Source organism: Streptomyces sp. NPDC037203 (assembly GCF_055605065.1).
The window spans coordinates 903,503-921,947 of sequence record NZ_JBVJUC010000001.1; the positions used below are offsets into that span (position 1 = coordinate 903,503).

Below are 18,445 nucleotides of genomic sequence, written 5' to 3' on the forward strand. Positions count from 1 at the left end.
TCCTCAGGAGGTGCGGCGCCAGAACGCGCCGAGGCCGTCGATGTCCTCGATCGCGTCCCGCACGCCGTGCCGCAGACGCCAGTCGTGCACGGCTTCCCGGCAGACGGGGATGTGGTAGTCGTCGACGATCACGAAGCCGCCCGGCGACAGCTTGGGGTACAGCGTTTCGAGCGTCTGGAACGTGGAGTCGTACAGGTCGCTGTCGAGCCGCAGCACGGCCAGCCGCTCGATGGGGGCGCCGGGCAGCGTCTCGTGGAACCAGCCGGGCAGGAAGCGGACCTGGTCGTCCAGCAGGTCGTAGCGCTCGAAGTTGGCCCGCACGGTGGGCAGATCGACCGCGATCGCGTCGTTGTGGTGGTGCGTGGCCAGTTCCCGGTCGCCGTGGTGGCTCGACTCGTCCGGCACCGGCATGCCCTGGAAGGAGTCGGCGACCCAGACCTGGCGGTCCCGCACGTCGTGGGCGCGCAGGACGGCACGCATGAAGATGCACGCCCCTCCCCGCCAGACCCCGGTCTCGATGAGGTCGCCGGGGACGCCGTCGGCCAGGACCCGCTCGACGCAGTGCTGGATGTTGTCGAGGCGGAGCAGCCCGATCATCGTGTGGGCCGTGCTGGGCCAGTCCACGCCCAGGCGGCGGTTGAGGGAGTCGTAGGCGGTCGCCGGGGACCAGGGGGCGGGGATCGGCGGGTCCTCGTAGATGGTGTTGGACAGCACCTTCTTCATGAGGTCGAGGTACAGGTCACGGGTCTGTGCGTGCATCGTCACTCCCTTGCGGCGCTGCCGCGCTCGTCGCTCAGCAGCCGGGCGAGGCCGCGCACGGTGGGCGCGGCGAGAAAGTCGCGGAGGTCGATCCGGCCCCGGTGGCGGTCCTGGAGCCGGGCGAGCACCACGGCGGCCGTCAGGGAGCTGCCGCCCAGTTCGAGGAAGTGCTGATCGCGTCCGATGTCCGGCCGGCCGAGCACGGACGACCACACCGAGGACACGATCCGCTCCCACTCGCCCCGCGGGGGCCCGCCCCCGGCCGGGCCGGCCGGTGGGTCCGGCAGGCGCGAGCGGTCGGTCTTCCCGTTCGCGGACAGCGGCAGTTCGGGCACCGCGACCACCTGCCGGGGCACCAGGTACTCGGGCAGCAGCCCGGCGAGGTGCGCGCGGACGCCGGACGGGTCCCCCACCACGTAGGCGACGAGCTGCCGCTCGGCGCCGGACTGCCGGGCGACGACGGCGCATTCGCGCACGGCCGGGTGCTGCCCCAGCACCGCCTCGACCTCGCCGGGATCGACCCGGTGGCCGCGGATCTTGACCTGGTCGTCCGCCCGGCCGAGGTATTCGAGCGTCCCGTCTGCCCGCCGGGCGGCCAGGTCGCCGGTCCGGTAGGCGAGGCCGGCGGACCACTCCACGGGGACGAAGCGGCGCCCGGTCAGCTCCGGGTCGTTCAGATAGCCGACCGAGACGCCGGCCCCCGCGAGCCACAACTCGCCGTCGATCACACGGGCTTCGCAGCCGGGGATCGGGCGGCCGATCGGCGGCGAGTCGGGCCACTGCTCAGGCGGCCCGGCGAGGGTGTGCGCGGTGACCACGTGGGTCTCCGCCGGGCCGTAGTGATTGTGCAGCCGGCAGTCCGGCAGGGCCGCGAAGAAGCGGCGCAGTTGCGGGGTGATGCGCAGTGCCTCCCCCGCCGCGGCCACCTCGCGCAGCGCGCGCGGGTACCGGCCCGTGTGCGCGGCGACCTCGGCGAGTCGGAGCAGCGCGACGGGCGGTATGAAAAGCCGCTCGATCCGCCACTCGTCGAGCAGTTCCGCCAGCCGGACCAGGTCCCGGCGCTCGTCCTCGGTCGGCAGGTACAGCGGACCGCCGCCGCACCAGGCGGTCAGGGCCTCCTGGACGAAGACGTCGAAGCCGAGCGGTGCGAACTGCAGGGTCCGCAGCGGCCCGCCACCGGTGCTCGCCAGGGTCCAGTCCACCAGGTTGTCCAGGCTCCGGTACGGCATCCCGATCGCCTTCGGGTTGCCGGTGGAACCGGAGGTGAAGACGACGTAGGCCAGGTGCTCCCGGTGGGCGGGGGCCGGTCCCGGTGCCCCGGCGGGCCGGCCGGGCGCCAGCCGCAGTCCCGCGGTGACCTCGAACCGCGCTCCGCTGTCCTCGCGCATCCGCCGGATCCGGGCCGGCGGGTAGGCGGGGTCGAGGACGCAGAAGGCGCCGCCGGCCAGCATCGTGCCCAGCACGGCGACGGGCAGTTCCGCGGTGCGTCCGGTGTGGACGGCGACCACCTCGCCGGGGCGCAGGCCCGCCGCGGCCAGTCGGTCCGCCAGCCGCCGCGCCCGCCGCCACAACTCGGACCGGCTCAACCGGCCGTCCGCGGCCACCACGGCGAGGGCCCCTGGCCGCTCGCGCATACGGTCGCGTATCAGTTTCAGAACTCGTTCCATCTGCCGCTGCTCCTGACGCGGGTCCATCCGGGACGCCCGGCGCTCCGCATCACATCAGCGCGCTGTTCCGCGCCGGTACCACGGTGGTTCCGGCCCCTGACGGCCGCGTTGATCGGCACGTAGAACAGGCATAGATCGGCGTCTGCGACGCTCTGGCCCGTCCCCCGATCGCGGTACCGCGACTGTCAGAGAATCGGAAGTGCGCACATGGCACATCGTGACAAGGTGGAAGCAGGCCCCCGCGCGGACGTGCGCGACATCGAGTTCAAGGTGCTCGGTCCGCTGGAGATCTGGAGCGGTGCGGGCCGGGTCAATCCGGGCGGTGCCAAGCAGCGTCAGGTACTTGCGACCCTGCTGCTGTGTGCCAACCGGGTGACGCCCATCTCCCGCCTGGTCCAGGCGGCCTGGGGGGAGGAGATGCCGATCACCGCCGCCAACCAGGTCCGCAAGATGGTGTGGGACCTGCGGCGCAAGCTTCCGGCGGGCGGCCGGATCATCACCGAGCCGCCCGGCTACCGGCTGGTACTGCGGGACGACCAGTTGGACGCCCGGCGGTTCGAGACGCTGCTCTCGCGCGGCGAGACGGCGGCCGCCGAGGGCGACGCCCCGGCCGCGATCGCCCACTTCGGGTCGGCGCTGGAGCTCTGGCGGGGCCAGGCGCTCGCCGGGATGACCGGCTCGGTGCTCACCTGCGCCGGCCGCGACCTCGACGAGCGCCGGCTGGTGGCCACCGAACGCTGGATCGACCTGCGGCTCTCGTGCGGCGAGGCCCGGTCCCTGGTGCCGGTCCTGCAGTCGCTGGTCGACGAGCACCCGCTGCACGAGACGCTCCGCGAGCGGCTGATGCTGGCCCTCTACCGCATCGGCCGGCGCGCCGAGGCGCTGGACGCGTTCGCGCAGGGGCGTGCGGAGCTGCTCGAACTCGGCATCGATCCGGGCGCCGCGCTGGCCCGGTTGCAGGAGCGGATCCTGAACGACGATCCGGGTCTGCTGCTTCCCGAGCAGGCCAGGCCGGCCGGGAGCGGCCGCGAGACCGCCGCCGTCACGGCGCCCGAGCCGGCCCCGCCCGTCCACGGCATGCTGCCCTACGACCTGCCGGACTTCACCGGCCGGCAGGAGGAACTGGACACGCTGGCCCGGCTGGCGGCCGGCGTCTCGGCCGAGGCACCCACCCTGGTCACCGTCAACGGCATGCCCGGCGTCGGCAAGACGGCCCTCGCGGTGCGCGCCGCCCACCGGCTGGCCGGCGCGTTCCCCGACGGCCAACTCTTCGTCGACATGCGGGGGTTCACCCGCGCGAGCGGGCCGCTGCCGCCGGCCGACGCGCTGCGCCGGCTCCTGGTCTCGCTCGGCGAACCGGCACGGGACATCCCGGACGACGTCGACGGCCGTCTGGCCATGTGGCGCAGGCGGGTGGCCGGGCGGCGCGTCCTGCTGGTGCTGGACAACGTGGACGACACGGCCGCGATCCGGCCGCTGCTGCCCAGCACCGGCGGCTGCATGGTCCTGGTGACCAGCCGGGTGATGATCAACGACCTGGACGGCGCGGTGCCGCTGTCGGTCGGCCCCCTGCCGGAGCGGGACGCGACCGACCTGCTGGCCAAGATCATCGGCGGGCGGCGGATGGACGACGCGGAGGAGGCGCGCACCCTGGTGAGCCAGTGCGGCCGGCTTCCGCTGGCCGTCCGGATCATGGGGACCCGGCTCAACCACCGCCGCTCCTGGAACCTCGCGTACGCCACCTGGCGGTTGCGGCGCGAGAACCTGCGCCTGCAGGAGCTGACGCTGGCCGATCGCAGCGTCGCCGACGAGTTGCTGCTCTCGTACGGCCGGCTGCGGCCCGATCAGCAGCGGATGCTGCTGAGCCTGGGCACCGCCCCCGCCGGCGGCTTCGACGGCCGTGCCGCCGGGAGCCTCGCCGCCGTCCCGGTCGCGCGGGCGGAGGAACTCCTGGAGGAACTGGTCGACGCCTGTCTGCTCCTCCCCCTGCCCACCCCCGGCCGCTACCACCTGCACGAGCTGGTACGCGCCTTCGCCCTCGCGCGGGCCGCCGAGCCGGGGCCCGAGGAGGCCCCGGCGCCCGCCGCCACGCACCTGCCGGTGCCCGGCCGGCGGCCCGACTGCCGCTGCGCCTGAGCGGAGCGCCGGGTTCAGCGGGCCGCGACCGGGCCGCGCGACAGGGTGAGCCGCGGCACACCGGCGGCCGGGCAGTCCAGCCGCGCCGTGCCGCCGACCGGCAGGGTGCACATCGGGTCGGTGTGCCCCAGGTCGAAACCGGCGGCGAGCGGAAGCCCGTCGGGCAGGCACATCCGCAGCACCTCGTCGTGGTCGGCGAACCCGGAGGGCGTCTTGCCCGGACCGTTCACCCGGCTGACCAGTACTCCGCTCGCGCGCCGGAAGACGCCCGCGAGCCGGAACTGCTCCAGGCGGGCCCACAGTTCGTCCGGTGCCATGCCGTCGATCTCCAGGAAGACCAGTGAGCCGTCGGCGGGCTCGGGCCACAGAGAGGTCCCGAGCAGCAGGCCGAGCACGAGGAGCGAGCCGCCCCACAGCGGCCCGGCCGCCTCGCCCGGCCGCAGGGTGCGGGTCCGCTGTTCGCCGCTGTTGCCCTTCCTGCGCCGGGTGTCCTCGCGGTCCCAGAAGAGGTTCTCGTCCGACCACTCGGCCGCGGTACCGACGGTCCGCTCGCGCCAGTCGTGCGCCTGGCCGAGCACCTGGTCGAACTCGGTGAGGGTCTGCTCCCAGGGCCCGTCGGCCTCGCCCCATTCGGAGACGGTCATCGGCCCGTGGAAGGCGACCAGACCGGACCGCTGCGGGACCAGGTTGATCAGCGACGTCAGGTCGCTGTAGCCGACCAGCGGTTTGGCGGCCCGCCCGATGTGCCCGAAGTCCAGGTGGGGCAGGACGGGGGTGAGGGTCCAGCCACCGACGGCGGCGATCACACCGTCGGTCTCCTCCAGCATGGTGTGCAGTTCCTCCGCGACGGCCTCGGGGCGCAGGGTGCCCGCTCCCTCGGCGGACCGGCAGGTCTCCCCGGTGACGACGGTGTATCCCTGGTCCCGCAGCGCGCTCAGCCCCCGCGCGAAGCGCCGCGGGAACAGCACCGGGGCGGGGCAGCTCGGCGCCCACACGCCGATCCGGGCGCCGGCCGGCAGCAGGGCGGGCCATCGGGGGGTCGTCGCGGTCGTCATCGGCTCACTCCGGTCGTCTCGGTCGTCTCGGTCGTGCGGTCCGGCTGCCGCGCCCATTCCTCGCGGCCGCGCCGGGCCAGGTGTTCGCGCAGGTCCGCCGGTGACAGCCGGCGGGGCGGTTCGGCGGCGGCCCGGTGGGCCCGCAGCTCCAGGTCCCCTTCGCCCGGTCCGCTCACGACCACCCGCCAGGGGACGCCGACGGCGTCGGCGAAGCGCATGCGGGCGCCGAACGAGGCGCCGTTGCGGTCGTCCAGCACGGCGGGGACGCCGTGCCGCAGCAGGTCCGTGTAGACCAGGTCCGCCGCCTCGGCCGCACCGGCCGACCGGCCCTGCGCCGTCACCAGCACGTCGAACGGTCGTACGGCGGCGGGGAGCGCGACGCCGTCGGGGGTGCGGTGCTGCTCCAGCAGGGCCAGCACGCACCGCTGGATGCCGAGGCCGTAGGTGCCCATCACCGGCACCCGTATCCGGTTGTCCGCGTCGCGGAACCGGACGTCGAACTTCTCCACGTGCTCGTAGCCGTACCCCATGGCGATGCCGCCCTGCGGCAGCGCGTCCTCGGGCGTGGTCGGCCGGGAGGCGTCCCGGTGGTAGGGAATGGTCCGGTTGCGCGGCCGGTCTCCCCGCGCGTAGGGGAAGATGAACTCGAAGCCGCCGGTGGTCTCGTCGCTGACCAGCTCCGCCCGCAGGCCGAGCGCGTCCAGCACCGCGCGCAGCGTCTCCTGGGCGTGCCGGGCGCTGCGCAGGTAGCCCTCGTGGTCGGCGTCCAGGCTGGCGAACAGGCAGCACTGGAACTGCCGGGAGTTGTAGATGCCCTGCGGCCGGTCGCGGAACCGGAAGATCTCCCGGAACTCGAACAGCCGCATCGGCAGCTGCCGGTGGGAGCCGAGGCCGGAGCGGCCGAGGTAGGCCAGCAGGGGCTCCTCGCTGGTGGCGGAGAGCGTGTACTGGTCGAACGGCTCGGAGAACCGGATCAGTTCACCGGCGTACTTCTCCAGCCAGCCGGCCGGCGCCACCGTGTCGATCCGGCTCACGGCCGGTCCGCGGAACTCGGCGTACCCGGCGAGTTCCATCTCCCGGCGCACCACCTGGCGGATGTTGCCGATCAGCCGCTGGCCGACCGGCGAGAACCAGGGGAAGCCCGCGTCGGTGAACCGGGCGAGCCCGAGCTGCTGGGGCAGGTCCGCGTCCGCGGCCTCGGGGGGCGGCAGCGGCTGTCCGAGCAGCTCGCCGTGGGGGATTCTGTTCAGTCTCATCGGTACTCCGGCGAAGCGGTGGGTGTCTGATGTCGCGCCAGCACCCGCAGGAGCCGCCAGGGCGGCAGGTACCGCTCGGTGAGGCGGACTCCCAGGTGCGCGAGTGCGTCCTCGACGGCGGCCACGACGGCGGCGGGTGCCAGGACCGCCCCGCCCTCGCCGAGTCCGCGGAACGGCACGTCGCCGGGCCGTTCCGACTCCAGGTGCACGATCTCGACGGGCGGGGTGGTGAGCGTGGTGGGCAGCAGGTAGTCGGTCAGTCCGGCCGACAGCTGGCGGCCGTCCGGGGCGTAGCCGGACCGCTCGTACAGCACGGTCGCGATGCCCTGGGCCGCCCCGCCGCGCAACTGGCCGTCGGCGACCGCGGGGTTGATGATCCGTCCGCTGTCCGTGACGATCAGGTAGCGCCGCACCGCCACGGTCCCCAGGTCCGGGTCGACCTCGACCCAGCAGCAGTGGGTGGCCTCCGCCCAGCCGGTCTCCGCGCCGTCGAACACCTCGGTCACGTCCAGTGAGCCGTCCGCGGTACCGAAGCGCCGCTCCAGCAGTCCCGGCAGGTCGGTCAGCACGCTGCCGTCGGCGTGGGAGACGATCTTGCCGGCGGCCAGGTCGAGCCGGTGCGCGGGCTGCCCGGCCTCGTCGCCCGCGGCGGTCAGCAGCCGTTCGCGCAGCGTCCGGGCGGCGCGCAGCACCGCCCCGCCCGCCAGCGCCGCGGCCCGGCTGGCGCCCGTTCCGGCGAGGCTGTACGGCACTTCGGCGGTGTCCCCGAAGACGACGTCGATGTCGGCCATGGACAGGCCCAGGGTGGAGGCGGCGATCTGGGACAGCGTGGTCACATGGCCCTGGCCGTGCGGGATCTGGGCGGTCCGGATGGTCAGCCGTCCGCTCGGCGCCAGCACCAGCCGGACCGGTTCGGGGCCCATGTGCGAGCCGACCGCCTCGCTCAGGCTCCATGGGCCCGGCGCGGGTTCGAGCAGTGTGGTGATGCCCAGACCGAGGTATCTGCCCTCGGCGCGGGCCCGCGCCTGCTGCGCCCGGAAGGCGTCCAGCCCGGCGCGGTCGCGGCCCAGCCGCAGGGTCGAGCCGAGACGGGGGATGTCGGTCAGCGAGGCGCCGACGACGGTGCGCGGGTCGGGGCCGTCGACGGGCATCAGCCGGCGCAGCCGGTAGTCCGCCGGTTCCTCGCCCAGCTCACGGGCGATCAGGTCCATGGTGCGTTCGGCCGCGAAGGTCGCCATCTCCCAGGGGCCGCGGTACGCCACGTAGGGCGTGCGGTTGGTGAGCACCAGCCGGCCGCTGAACTCGTACGCCGGGATGTCGTAGCAGTTGGGCAGCAGGCAGCCCACGAGCCCCACGAAGACGGCGCTGGCGATCGGCGGGACGGGGTAGGCGCCCTGGTCGGTGATCAGGGCGGCGCGCAGCCCCCGGATCGCCCCGTCCGGGTCGAGCGCCACCTCGATGTCGATCTCCTCGCCGCGGGCCTGGCCCGCCGCGGTGAGGTGCTCGCGCCGGTCCTCGATCCAGCGGACCGGCCGGCCCAGGCGCATGCTCGCCCAGCACACGGCCACGTCCTCGCGGTACACCCCGCCCTTGATGCCGAACGAGCCGCCCATGTTCGGCGGCACCCGGACCCGGATCAGCTCCGGGTCCAGGCCGAGCACCTGGGCGAGGAACGCGCGGTGCGAGTTGGGCGACTGGGAGGCCACGTCGTAGCTGAGCCGGCCGGCCGCCGGGGCGAACGCGGCGAGGCCGCCGCGCGGTTCCAGCGGCGCGTTCTGGCAGCGCTCCTGCCGGAGCCGGTGCCGGACCACGCGCGCGGCCCCGGCGAACGCGGCCGACACGTCGCCGTGGCGCCGGTGCTCGGCGTACAGGACGTTGCCGTCCATCTCGTCGAAAAGCGGAGGGTGGTCGCCGTCGGCGGCCTTCACGGCGTCCATGACCGGCTCCAGCACCCGGTAGCCGACCGCGACCCGCTCGGCGGCGGCCTCGGCCGTCCGGGCGCTTTCGGCGATCACGAGTGCCACCGGGTCGCCCTCGAACCGGACCCGCTCGCCCTCCAGCGGGGCGAAGGCGGGCGAGGTGTAGCCGGGCAGGGGGCAGCCGACGGTGATGGACAGCGAGTCCGCCAGGTCGGCGGCGGTGTACACGGCGACCACGCCCGGTGCGGCGAGGGCCGGTGCGACGTCGATCCCGGTGATCCGGGCGTGGGCGTGCGGGCTCCGCACGAAGCGGGCGTGGAGCATGCCCGGCACGTCGAGATCGGCGACATAGCGGGCGTCGCCGGTGAGGAAGGCGCGGTCCTCCGGGCGCAGGGCACGGCCGCCGATGCCGTCCTGGCCGGGGGCGGCGCAGGACCGCGGGCGGGGGCCGGCGGGGAAGGTGGCGGCGGCGGTCAGCACGGCGCGGACGATGCTCTCGTACCCGGTGCACCGGCACAGGTTGCCGGCCAGCCGCGTCCGCACCTCCGCCTCGGTGGGGCGGGGGTTCTCGGTGAGCAGCGCGTAGCTCTCCATCAGGAAGCCGGCGGCGCAGAATCCGCACTGGAAGGCGTGCTCCGCCCAGAACACCTCCTGGAGGTGGCGCAGCAGCGGGTCCGCCGCGGCGTCCTCGGCCGTACGGATCTCGCTCCCGGCGGCCTGGCCGGCCGGGACCGTGCAGGAGCGGGCGCCCCGGCCGTCGACCAGCACCGTGCAGGAGCCGCAGACGCCCTCCTCGCAGCCCAGCCGGACGCTCTTGCGCCCGTGGCGTTCGCGCAGTTCGTCGGCGAGGCTCGTGCCGCCGTCGGCCGGCCGGGGAAGGGCGTCGATCGGCGTGGGGGCGGGCCCGGCGGGGGCGGGCGGGCCGTCCTCGGCCGGCGGGAGCAGGGCGCTGTCGGGCGGGTTCATGAGACCTCTCGGCGGGCTCGGGCGATCGCGTGGGAGAGGGACCGGCGGGCCAGGATCCGGGCGGCGTGCCGGCAGTAGGCGGCGGGCGGCCCGTTGGTCTCCGCCTCGGGGACGTCGAGCGGCACGGTGTCGGCGGCGGCGTCCTCGGCGTCGGCCACCCGGTGGGTGACGTCCAGGACGGCAGGCGCCGAGACGCGGGTGGAGACGGTCAGTTCGGCCCGCCGGAGTGTCCCGTCGGGTGCCGCCTCGACGACGGCCGCCACACAGGCGAGGGGCCGGCCGCCGGTGGGGTGGGCCAGGTCGTGCAGCGCCTGCCCGATCCGCCCGTGGCGCACCGGCACGCGTACGCCGACGACCAGTTCGCCGGGGGCGAGGCGCGTGGTGTAACGCCCGGTGATCCAGGACCGCAGGTCGCGGAGGCGGGCACCGCCGGGACCGGCGAGTTCGACGGTGGCGTCCAACGCCACGGCTGCGGTGAGCAGTTCGGAGCCCGGCGCGGCGAAGGCCACGGTCCCGCCGAGGGTGCCGCGGTTGCGTACGGCGGGGTGGGCGGTACGCGCGGCGGCGCGGGCGAGCAGCGGGGCCGCGTCGGCGACGCGGGGGTCGGTCTCCAGGGTGCGGTGCCGGGTCATCGCCCCGATCCGCAGCTGTCCGGGGGTGGTGGCGAGGTACGACAGGCCGTCGACGCGGCTGAGGTCGACGAGCGTGCGCGCGCTGCGGGCCCGCGCGGCCAGCAGCGGTACGAGGCTCTGGCCGCCGGCCAGGGGAACCGCCTCCTGGTCCGGATCGGCCAGCAGGTCCACCGCGTCCCGCAGCAGCCGCGGCGAGCGGTACTCGGTCAAGGGCAGCTTCACGGACGTCCTCGGGTCGGTCGGCGGGTCGGTCGGCGCAGGGGCCGTCGCCGGGAGGGGTGCTCCCGGCGACGGCCGTGCGGTGTCAGCGCTGCGTGCCCACCGGGCTCGCGGTGAACAGCTCCGGCTCACCCAGCTCGTCGGCCTCGCACCGGACGAGCAGCTCGGTGTAGCCCATCTGGGAGAGGTTGTCGCGGAACAGGCGCATGAAGGCGGCGTACTGCTCGACCAGGGCGGCGCGCGCGTCGGCGGACAGCTCCTCCAGGTGCGGGCGGGCCAGGATGTCCTTGACGAAGCCGTCGACCACCTCGTCGGAGATCCAGTCGAAGGTGTACTTCTCCTGGTGGAAGGGGATGCGCCCGTCGCCGAGGAAGAAGTCGAGCCAGTAGGACTCCTCCAGCGGCTCCACCGTCACCTGGATCGCCTCGGTGACGTCCGCGAGCAGCTTCTCCGACGGCTGCTTGACGTAGTACATCGGGATCGCGGCGATGAAACCACCGGGGCGCACCACGCGGGTGTACTCGGTCAGGGCGCGGTCGCGGTCCGGGATCAGCGAGGTGACGTTGCCGCAGAAGACCAGGTCGAAGGAGTCGTCGGCGTAGCCGGTGGAGGTGGCGTCGTTGACCTCGAAGGTGATGAGGTCGGCGACGCCCAGGCTCTCGGCCCGGCGGCGGGCCTCCTCGATGCTGCGCTCGTTGATGTCGATCGCGGTCACTCGACAGCCGACCAGGCGGGCCAGCTCGATGGCGGTGATCCCGGTGCTGGTGCCGATCTCCAGGACGTGGCTGTCCTTGCTCAGGTGGGCGCGGGTGGCCAGGTGGGAGACGCTCGCGACGCCGCCGGGCGGGCGGTTGGTCTCGCGCACGACGGAGATCAGCTCGTTGTAGTTCATCGCCAGGATGTCGCCGGCGGTGAGGTTGCCCAGGTTCATGGAGGGGATCCCTACTGGTTCGGTTTCGGGTGATGGGTGGGTGGTTCGGGGTAGGGCCAGGGACTGGCTCAGGGGGTGGCCGGAAGGCCGTTGGCGCGCTCCAGGAGCTGCAGGTCGCGGATGTCGCCGTGCCGCAGGACCCACATGAAGAACCGCTCGACGCCCATGCCGAAGCCACTGGTGCGCAGCGGCTTCGCCTGCTTCATCCGGAGGTACCAGTCGTAGTCCTCCTCGGGCACCGCGTGGGCGGCGAGGGCCTTGCGGGCCTGCTCGGCGTCGACGTGCCGCTCGCCGCAGCCGACGACCTCGCCGGGGCCGATCAGCAGGTCGGCGTTGAGGGCCTTGTGGCCCGTCTCGTCCAGCGCCTGGTAGAAGGGCACCGAGAGGTGGTCGGAGTGGGTCAGCCAGACCGCGGGACCGTACAGCTCCATCAGCCGGCGCTCACCGGCCCGCGTGATGGTGCGCCACTGGTCGTGGAACTGGAAGTACTCGGGGGCGCCGTCCAGGGCCTCGACGGCGTCGTCGAAGGTGATCCGCGCGCTGGGGCGGGCCAGGAACTCCGTCAGGTGGTCGGTGCCGCCGGCGATCCGGCCGACCGGCTCCGCCAGCTCGCGTACCACGGCCGAGGCCAGGTGCCGCACATAGGCGTCGGCGACGTCCATGACGTCCTCGAGGCCGCCGGGGATCTCCGCCTCGCTGTGGAAGAACTGCGCGAGGTGGGTGGGGTCGGTCTCCTCGCCGCGGAAGCTCGGCATCAGGTAGTAGCAACCCTCGCCGGCGAGCCGGCAGCCGTACTCCAGCAGGAACTGCATGGAGTCGGCGAGGTAGGTCGGGATGCCGAACAGGTCCACCTGCACCGGCAGCGAGTCGCTGCCGAGTCCCATCGGCGACGAGATGGACGAGGTGGTCACAGGCAGGTGCAGGGCCCGCACACCGCGGTCGCGCCAGAACTGTGCCGTCTCGTAGTTGACGAGGTCCTGCAGATCGACGAGCGTCGAATACAGCGGGTCGTCAAGAATTTTCAGGAATCGCGGAACGCCGACCGCGGAGTCCGCTCCCAGCGTGCCCTCTTCGACTATCGACACGAATGCACCTCCGATTCGCACGGCTGGTGTCGCCGTCTTCATGCTTCATCCTGCTGGCCCGGCGTCCCCGATTTGTTCCGTGCCGTTCTCGGTGCCCGGCCGGTCGACGGAATGCGGAGGGAACCGAGCCACGACTCGACCAGCGGGCGGCTCAGCAACTGCCGCCGGAAGACGGCGCTGCACCGCAGGTCCTCGCCGGAATCGGAGATCCACAGGCTGACGTCGAACATCGCGTCGGTCAGTTCGGGCACGCCGATCTCGCCCCGCACGCCACCGAGCCGGAAGGCGAGCGGAGGGTTCCCGGAGATGAAGACCGACCGCCGCTCGTAGGAGAATTCGCCGCTGGTTCCGTCGCCGTTCCCCACCGCCTCCACCACCGCGTCGTACGGAAGGCCCTGGTGCTGCATCGTCCACAGCACGCCCTCGCGGACCGCCGAGGCGGTCTCGGGCAGACCGGCCGCGCGCGGTACGTCCACGGTGACGGGCAGCACGCTGACGAAATTGCCCAGGACTCCCCTCGCCTGCGGCACGAACCGGCCGGGGAACGGGGAGAAGAAGCTCAGGCCGTCGCCCAGGACGCTCGGCCGCATGGTGTGGAGCACCTTGGCGGTGGCGAGCATGAAGCGGGACACCCGCAGCTCCTCGGCCTCGCGCACGTGCCGCCCGTAGTCCGGCCCGGTCAGGCGGACCGACACCGACTCCCCCTCGGAGGTCAACTCCCGCCAGGGCGTGGGTCGTTCCAGGACCATCTCGGGAATGCCGGCGGGCAGCCGGCGGCGCCAGGCCTCGCGCAGCTGCGACTCCCCGCCCCCGGCCAGGGCCCGCCGTTCGGCGGCGGCCACCCGTGCCAGGGAGGCTCGGCGCCGGGCGGCGAGGAACCGGCTCTCGTCGCCGCCCTCGTAGGCCTCGCGCAGGTCGTCGAGGAACTGGGCGTAGGACATGCCGTCGCAGACGGTGTGGTCGATCTTGACGACCAGGCCGAAGCCGCCGCCCTCGCGGCGTACGCAGACCACCTTCAGCAGGCGGCCCTCCCGCAGGTCGAAGGGGGTGCGGATCTCGGCGTCCGCGATGTGCCGCGCGGCCGTGCGCAGTTCCTCCCAGCCGGCGGCGCCGAGGTCCACCACGTCGAGCAGCGGTTCCCACGGCGGCTGCGTCTGGTACTGCGGCCCGAGGTCGGCGTGCACCCGGTAGCGGCTGCCGAGCGCCGGGTTCGCGCGGACCGTCCAGCGCAGTGCGCGCTCCAGCCGCGCCGGGTCGGCCGATGCGCCCGGAAAGGTGAACAGGAAGCAGGTGACGTTCTCGGAAGGGATGGTCCCGTCGGCTCGCTGCTGGTACCGCAGACCTATGCTCATGCGGTGCGGGACGCTGTGCCAGCCGTCAGGCGGTCCGGGCGTGGCGGCTTGTGTCATCGGGGTCTCCTCGCGGTTCGGTTGCGGGGCCGGGCCCGGCGTCCCGGCGTCGTACGGCGGCCAGCCCCGCGGCATGCAGCAGGGCGGCCACGGCCTGGGCCACCGCCAGGCCGAGGAACACCCCGCGCAGGCCCACCCGGTCGACGGCCGAGCCGGTGGCGATCCAGCCCACTCCGGCGCCGGTCAGGGCGAGCGCCATGGCGACGGTGAGGGTCTCGGAGCGCAGCCGGGCCTCAATCCGCAGGGCGCGTACGGCCGCCACGGGGGCGCTGGACACACCGTTGAGCAGGCCGGCGACCGCCAGAGTGCCGGTGAGCGCGGTCACGCCGAGCGGCAGCAGCAGCGCCCAGAAGGACACGGCGAGCAGCACCCGGCCGGTCACCGCGAGCACCGGCGCGGACAGGCGGCGCAGCAGCGGTCCCACCAGCAGCGTGCCGAGCAGCGCTCCGCCGGCGAAGCCCGCCGACAGCAGCCCGGCCACGGCGGGCCGGCCGTGGCCGACGGTCAGGGCGATCACCGGGATGGCGGCGAACAGTCCCTGCCAGGCGAATTCGGAGAGGGTCAGCGCCAGGGACCACGTGGCCAGCAGCGGGTCCGCCAGCAGGGTCCGCAGTCCGGCGGTCAGCGATCGGCCGCCCGTCCGCGGCCGGGTGGCGTCCGGTGGGGCGGGCGGCAGGCGGAGCCCGAGCAGGACGGCCGAGACGGCGAAGCTCGCCGCGTCCAGCACGACGACCGGGGCGGGGCCGAGCCAGCCGACGAGCAGTCCGCCGAGCGCGGGGCCGATCATCAGGCCCAGCCGCATGGCGCTCTGCAGCGCGGCGGCGGCGCGGCTCAGCAGGTCCTCGTCCTCCCCCGTGAGGTCCGGCAGGAGCGCCTGCTGGCCGGCCGCGTACGGCGCGAGCCAGCCGCCCATGGCGAACATCACCAGGGCGGCGGCGGTGACGCTCAGTCCGCCGCAGACGGCGAGCACGGCCAGCAGGGCGACCAGGGTGCCGCGGGCGCAGTCGCCGAGGATCATCACCCGGCGCGGTCCGAGCCGGCCCGCCCACGCGGCACCGAGCACCCCGGAGACCACCGTGCCGCCGAGCCCCGCGCCCATCACCAGGCCCATGTCGCCGGGCGAGTGCGTCCGGGTGAGCACCAGCCAGGGGATCGCCACCGTGCTGAGCCCGCTGCCGAGGACGGAGACGGATTCGGCGCCGAGCAGGAGCCGCAGTGTCGGGTGCCGCAGGAGCCGGACCGGCGCGGGGGCGGTCGTCACGACCGGTGCCCGAGCACCTGGTCGGTGAAGTCGCCGAGCCGGGGCCAGTCGAACAGGGTGGCCAGGGGCACCTCGCGGCCGAATCTGCGGGCGACGCTGATCACCAGGCTCTCGGCGAGCAGCGAGTGGCCGCCGAGTTCGAAGAACGAGTCCTGCGGGCCGATCCCGTCGATGCCCAGGACCTCCTGCCAGACCTCGACCATCGTCCGGACCGCCGCCGCGTCCGCTTCCCGGACGCCGTCCGCCGCCCCGGTGACCGACGCCGACGCGCCGGTCGCGGCGAGGACGTCGATCAGCGGTGCGTCGGGGTGTTCCGCGATGCTCCAGAGCACGTCCTGGTAGTCGGCGGCCATTGCCGTCAGCAGGGTGGGGCCGAGGGTGCCGGCCGGGTCCTTCCACAGCACGTGGGTGCCGGCGCTGTCCTCGCGGACCATGACGGCGAGGGTGAATCCGGCGCTGCTCTCGATGTCGAGCATGCTCAGGACGGCCTTGGTGTCCGGGCCCACCATCGGCAGCTCCTGCACGTCCAGGCCGTCGCGCAGTCCCGCGTGCCAGAACTGGAACACGCTGCGGTGGGTCAGTTCGCGTGCCTGGGGGCCGACGAGGCCCGCCGCGCGCATGATGGCGGGCAGCGGCAGTTCGCCGTGGCTCATCGCGGCCTTGACCTGGCCGCGGACCTGCTGGAGCAGCTCGGAGTAGGTGTCCGTGGGTGCCATCCGGCAGCGGACCGGGAGCGGGTTGACGAAGTATCCGATCTGCTCGCGGGTCTCCGGCGCGGTCCTGCCGTGGAACGGCAGGAAGGAGAGGATGTCCGCCGCGCCGCTGTAGCGGCGCAGCAAGGCGTAGTACCCGGCGAGCAGTGCCGTCACGTAGGAGACGCCCGCCGCCTTCGCCCGGTGCCGCAGCGCGTCGGAGAGGTCCGCCGGGATGCTCTCGCTCACCATCGTGTACCGCGGCTCGTCGGTCGGGGCCGGCAGCGGCAGGCCCGGTGTACCGGAGCCCAGTTCGCGCCGCCAGTAGTCCCGGTCGGCGGCTCCGGCGTCCGTCTCGGCGAGTTCGACCGAGCGGCGGGCGTGCCGCTCCAGCACGGCGGGGTCGTTGCGTACGGTGACCGGATCGCCGGCGTAGGCCTGCCGGAGCGCGTCGAGGAGGAGCAGCACGGAGGCGCCGTCGCTGACCAGGTGATGGGTCACCAGCAGCAGGACCGTCCAGTCCGGCCCGTCGATCAGCTCCACGCGGGCCAGTGGTCCCCGGCGCAGGTCGAACGGGACCTGCCAGGCCCGGCGGACCGCGAGGTCGCGGTCGAGGTCGGTGGCCGAGACGCGGACCGGGATGTCCGGCGCGCCGGACCAGTCGAGGCGGTTGCCGTCCGGGCCGGCCGTCACCCGCGCGCGCAGCTGCGGGAAGGTCTCGCCCAGCACCCCGACGGCCGCGCGCAGCCGGTCCGGGTCGATCGTGCCGTCCACCAGGAGCGGCAGCGGGATGATGTGGGTCAGCTGGTCGGGCGCGAGCTCCCAGGCGACGCGCATGGCCTCCTGCCCGGCGGAGAGCGGGATCGTGTGCGGTGCGGTGTTCATCGGGTCCTCTCAGGCTGGTGGGTCACGCCGGGGCGCCCCTCGGCGAGGGCACGCCGGTCGGTCTTTCCGGAGGGGCTGCGCGGCAGCTCGGCCATCCGTACGAAGCGGCCGGGGACCATGTGCCGGGGCAGGACCCGGCCGGCCAGCGCGGCGGGTTCGGGCTCGGGCAGCGCCGGATCGGGCACGTAGTAGGCGGTGAGCTGCTTGCCGCCGGCGCGGCTCTCGCCGAGGACCACGGCCAGGTCCCGGATGCCCGGCAGTCGGCGCAGGGCCGCCTCGACCTCGCCGAGTTCGATCCGGAAGCCGTTGATCTTCACCTGGTCGTCCGCCCTTCCGGCGAAGCGCATACGGCCGTCCCGCACCGCGGCCAGGTCGCCGGTGCGGTAGTAGCGCCCGCGCCGCCCCGGCAGATCCAGGTACCGGAAGCGCTCCTCGGTGAGCCCGGAGCGGTTGAGATAGCCGACGGCGACGCCGGGGCCGCCGATCCAGATCTCGCCGAGGGTGCCGTCCGGGACCGGCCGGTGCCGTTCGTCGAGGAGGAGCAGCTCGCAGCCGTCCAGCGGGGTGCCCAGGTCTCCGACGGCATCGGCCGGGTCGTTCGGCAGCGTCGCGGTGCTGGCGAGCACGGTGGTCTCGGTGGGGCCGTAGCAGCTGACGAACTCGCAGTCGGCGCCCACCAGTTCGCGCCACCTGCGGACGTCGGCCGGGTCGATGACCTCGCCGCCCAGGACGACCCGGCGGACGGTGGCGGGCGGCTCGGGCAGCGATCGCGCGGCCCCGGTCAGGTAGCGGAAGACGGAGGGGACGGCGCCGAGCACCGTGACGCCCTCGCGCACCAGCAGCTCCGCGCAGGCGCGGGGCGAGAGCACCGCCTCGGCCGGTACGACCACCAGCGTTCCCCCGGTGGCCAGCGCACCCCAGATCTCCAGGACGGAGAAGTCGAAGCAGTACGAGTGGAACAGGGTCCACACGTCGTGTTCGGTGGCCCGGTAGCGCGCGCCGAAGGCCTCGATCACCGCGACGACGCTGCGCTGGCGGACCTCGACGCCCTTGGGCCGCCCGGTGGAGCCGGAGGTGTAGATGACGTACGCCACGGCGTCGCCGCCGTCCTGTCCCGCCGGGACCGGCGGGGGCGGCGGGTCGGCCTGCGGCCGGGCGGGGTCCAGCCGGTCGACGCGGATCACGTCCAGACCCGCGCCGAGGGAGCCGGGCAGGTCCTGGTCGGCGAGGACGACGGTGATGCCGCTGTCCTCGATCATGTACGCGCGGCGCTCGGCCGGGTAGGCGGGGTCGAGCGGCACATAGGCGTGTCCGGCCGCGCAGACCGCGAGGACCGCGACCACGAGGTCGGCGGTGCGGCCGAGGTGGAGTCCGATGCGGCGGCCGGGGCCGGGGCAGCGCTCGCGCAGTACGGCGCCGAGCACCCGGACCCGGTCGGCGACCTCCGCGTAGGTCAGCCGCCGTTCGGCGTCGGTGACCGCGATCCGGTCGGGCACCCGTTCCGCCTGCCGGGCGAAGATCCGGTGGAGGGGGTAGTCGGACAGGGGGGTGGTCGGCATGGCAGGTCTCACTT

13 protein-coding genes are annotated in these 18,445 nt (G+C 74.1%); 1 reads left to right on the forward strand and 12 read right to left on the reverse strand.

What is annotated here, in order from left to right; genetic code table 11:
* Positions 1–3 precede the first annotated feature (3 nt).
* Together ACZ7EC_RS03765 and ACZ7EC_RS03770 are read right to left on the reverse strand one after the other, a co-directional pair.
* The gene (locus tag ACZ7EC_RS03765) at positions 4–759 is read right to left on the reverse strand and encodes a TylF/MycF family methyltransferase (protein ID WP_471057360.1); all 756 of its coding nucleotides are present in this window, start codon (positions 757–759) and stop codon (positions 4–6) included.
* Positions 760–761: 2 nt separating this feature from the next.
* A complete protein-coding gene (locus tag ACZ7EC_RS03770; protein ID WP_471057363.1) occupies positions 762–2,426 on the reverse strand; it encodes a non-ribosomal peptide synthetase in 1,665 nt (554 codons plus the stop codon).
* 207 nt (positions 2,427–2,633) lie between these two features.
* Between ACZ7EC_RS03770 and ACZ7EC_RS03775 the strand changes: the two genes are divergently transcribed.
* A complete protein-coding gene (locus ACZ7EC_RS03775; RefSeq protein ID WP_471057366.1) occupies positions 2,634–4,562 on the forward strand; it encodes an AfsR/SARP family transcriptional regulator in 1,929 nt (642 codons plus the stop codon).
* A gap of 14 nt (positions 4,563–4,576) precedes the next feature.
* On the opposite strand, the gene ACZ7EC_RS03780 is transcribed toward ACZ7EC_RS03775, so the two are convergent.
* The 10 genes from ACZ7EC_RS03780 to ACZ7EC_RS03825 form a co-directional block, all read right to left on the reverse strand.
* The gene (locus tag ACZ7EC_RS03780) at positions 4,577–5,617 is read right to left on the reverse strand and encodes an LD-carboxypeptidase (protein ID WP_471057369.1); all 1,041 of its coding nucleotides are present in this window, start codon (positions 5,615–5,617) and stop codon (positions 4,577–4,579) included.
* Entirely contained in the window at positions 5,614–6,873 is a 1,260-nt protein-coding gene (locus ACZ7EC_RS03785) for an aminoacyl--tRNA ligase-related protein (protein WP_471057372.1), read from the reverse strand. Before ACZ7EC_RS03785 ends, ACZ7EC_RS03780 begins: the two co-directional genes overlap by 4 nt.
* The gene (locus ACZ7EC_RS03790) at positions 6,870–9,758 is read right to left on the reverse strand and encodes a molybdopterin-dependent oxidoreductase (RefSeq protein WP_471057375.1); all 2,889 of its coding nucleotides are present in this window, start codon (positions 9,756–9,758) and stop codon (positions 6,870–6,872) included. The genes ACZ7EC_RS03785 and ACZ7EC_RS03790 overlap by 4 nt, the downstream gene beginning before the upstream one ends.
* Positions 9,755–10,612: an FAD binding domain-containing protein gene (locus ACZ7EC_RS03795; RefSeq protein WP_471057378.1), complete on the reverse strand. Its 858-nt coding sequence runs from the start codon at positions 10,610–10,612 to the stop codon at positions 9,755–9,757. The genes ACZ7EC_RS03790 and ACZ7EC_RS03795 overlap by 4 nt, the downstream gene beginning before the upstream one ends.
* An 82-nt stretch (positions 10,613–10,694) precedes the next feature.
* Positions 10,695–11,540: a class I SAM-dependent methyltransferase gene (locus tag ACZ7EC_RS03800; RefSeq protein WP_471057381.1), complete on the reverse strand. Its 846-nt coding sequence runs from the start codon at positions 11,538–11,540 to the stop codon at positions 10,695–10,697.
* Between the two features lie 68 nt (positions 11,541–11,608).
* Complete coding sequence (locus ACZ7EC_RS03805) at positions 11,609–12,625, reverse strand: amino acid--tRNA ligase-related protein (RefSeq protein ID WP_471057384.1); 1,017 nt, start codon at positions 12,623–12,625, stop codon at positions 11,609–11,611.
* A gap of 38 nt (positions 12,626–12,663) precedes the next feature.
* On the reverse strand, positions 12,664–14,034 hold the full coding sequence (locus ACZ7EC_RS03810) for a condensation domain-containing protein (RefSeq protein WP_471057387.1): 1,371 nt from the start codon (positions 14,032–14,034) through the stop codon (positions 12,664–12,666).
* Positions 14,003–15,295 (reverse strand): MFS transporter, encoded by a 1,293-nt coding sequence (locus ACZ7EC_RS03815; protein WP_471057389.1) that lies wholly within the window; start codon positions 15,293–15,295, stop codon positions 14,003–14,005. The genes ACZ7EC_RS03810 and ACZ7EC_RS03815 overlap by 32 nt, the downstream gene beginning before the upstream one ends.
* Entirely contained in the window at positions 15,292–16,872 is a 1,581-nt protein-coding gene (locus tag ACZ7EC_RS03820; RefSeq protein WP_471057392.1) for a condensation domain-containing protein, read from the reverse strand. Before ACZ7EC_RS03820 ends, ACZ7EC_RS03815 begins: the two co-directional genes overlap by 4 nt.
* Positions 16,869–18,431: an amino acid adenylation domain-containing protein gene (locus ACZ7EC_RS03825; protein ID WP_471057396.1), complete on the reverse strand. Its 1,563-nt coding sequence runs from the start codon at positions 18,429–18,431 to the stop codon at positions 16,869–16,871. The genes ACZ7EC_RS03820 and ACZ7EC_RS03825 overlap by 4 nt, the downstream gene beginning before the upstream one ends.
* Between the last annotated feature and the right edge of the window lie 14 nt (positions 18,432–18,445).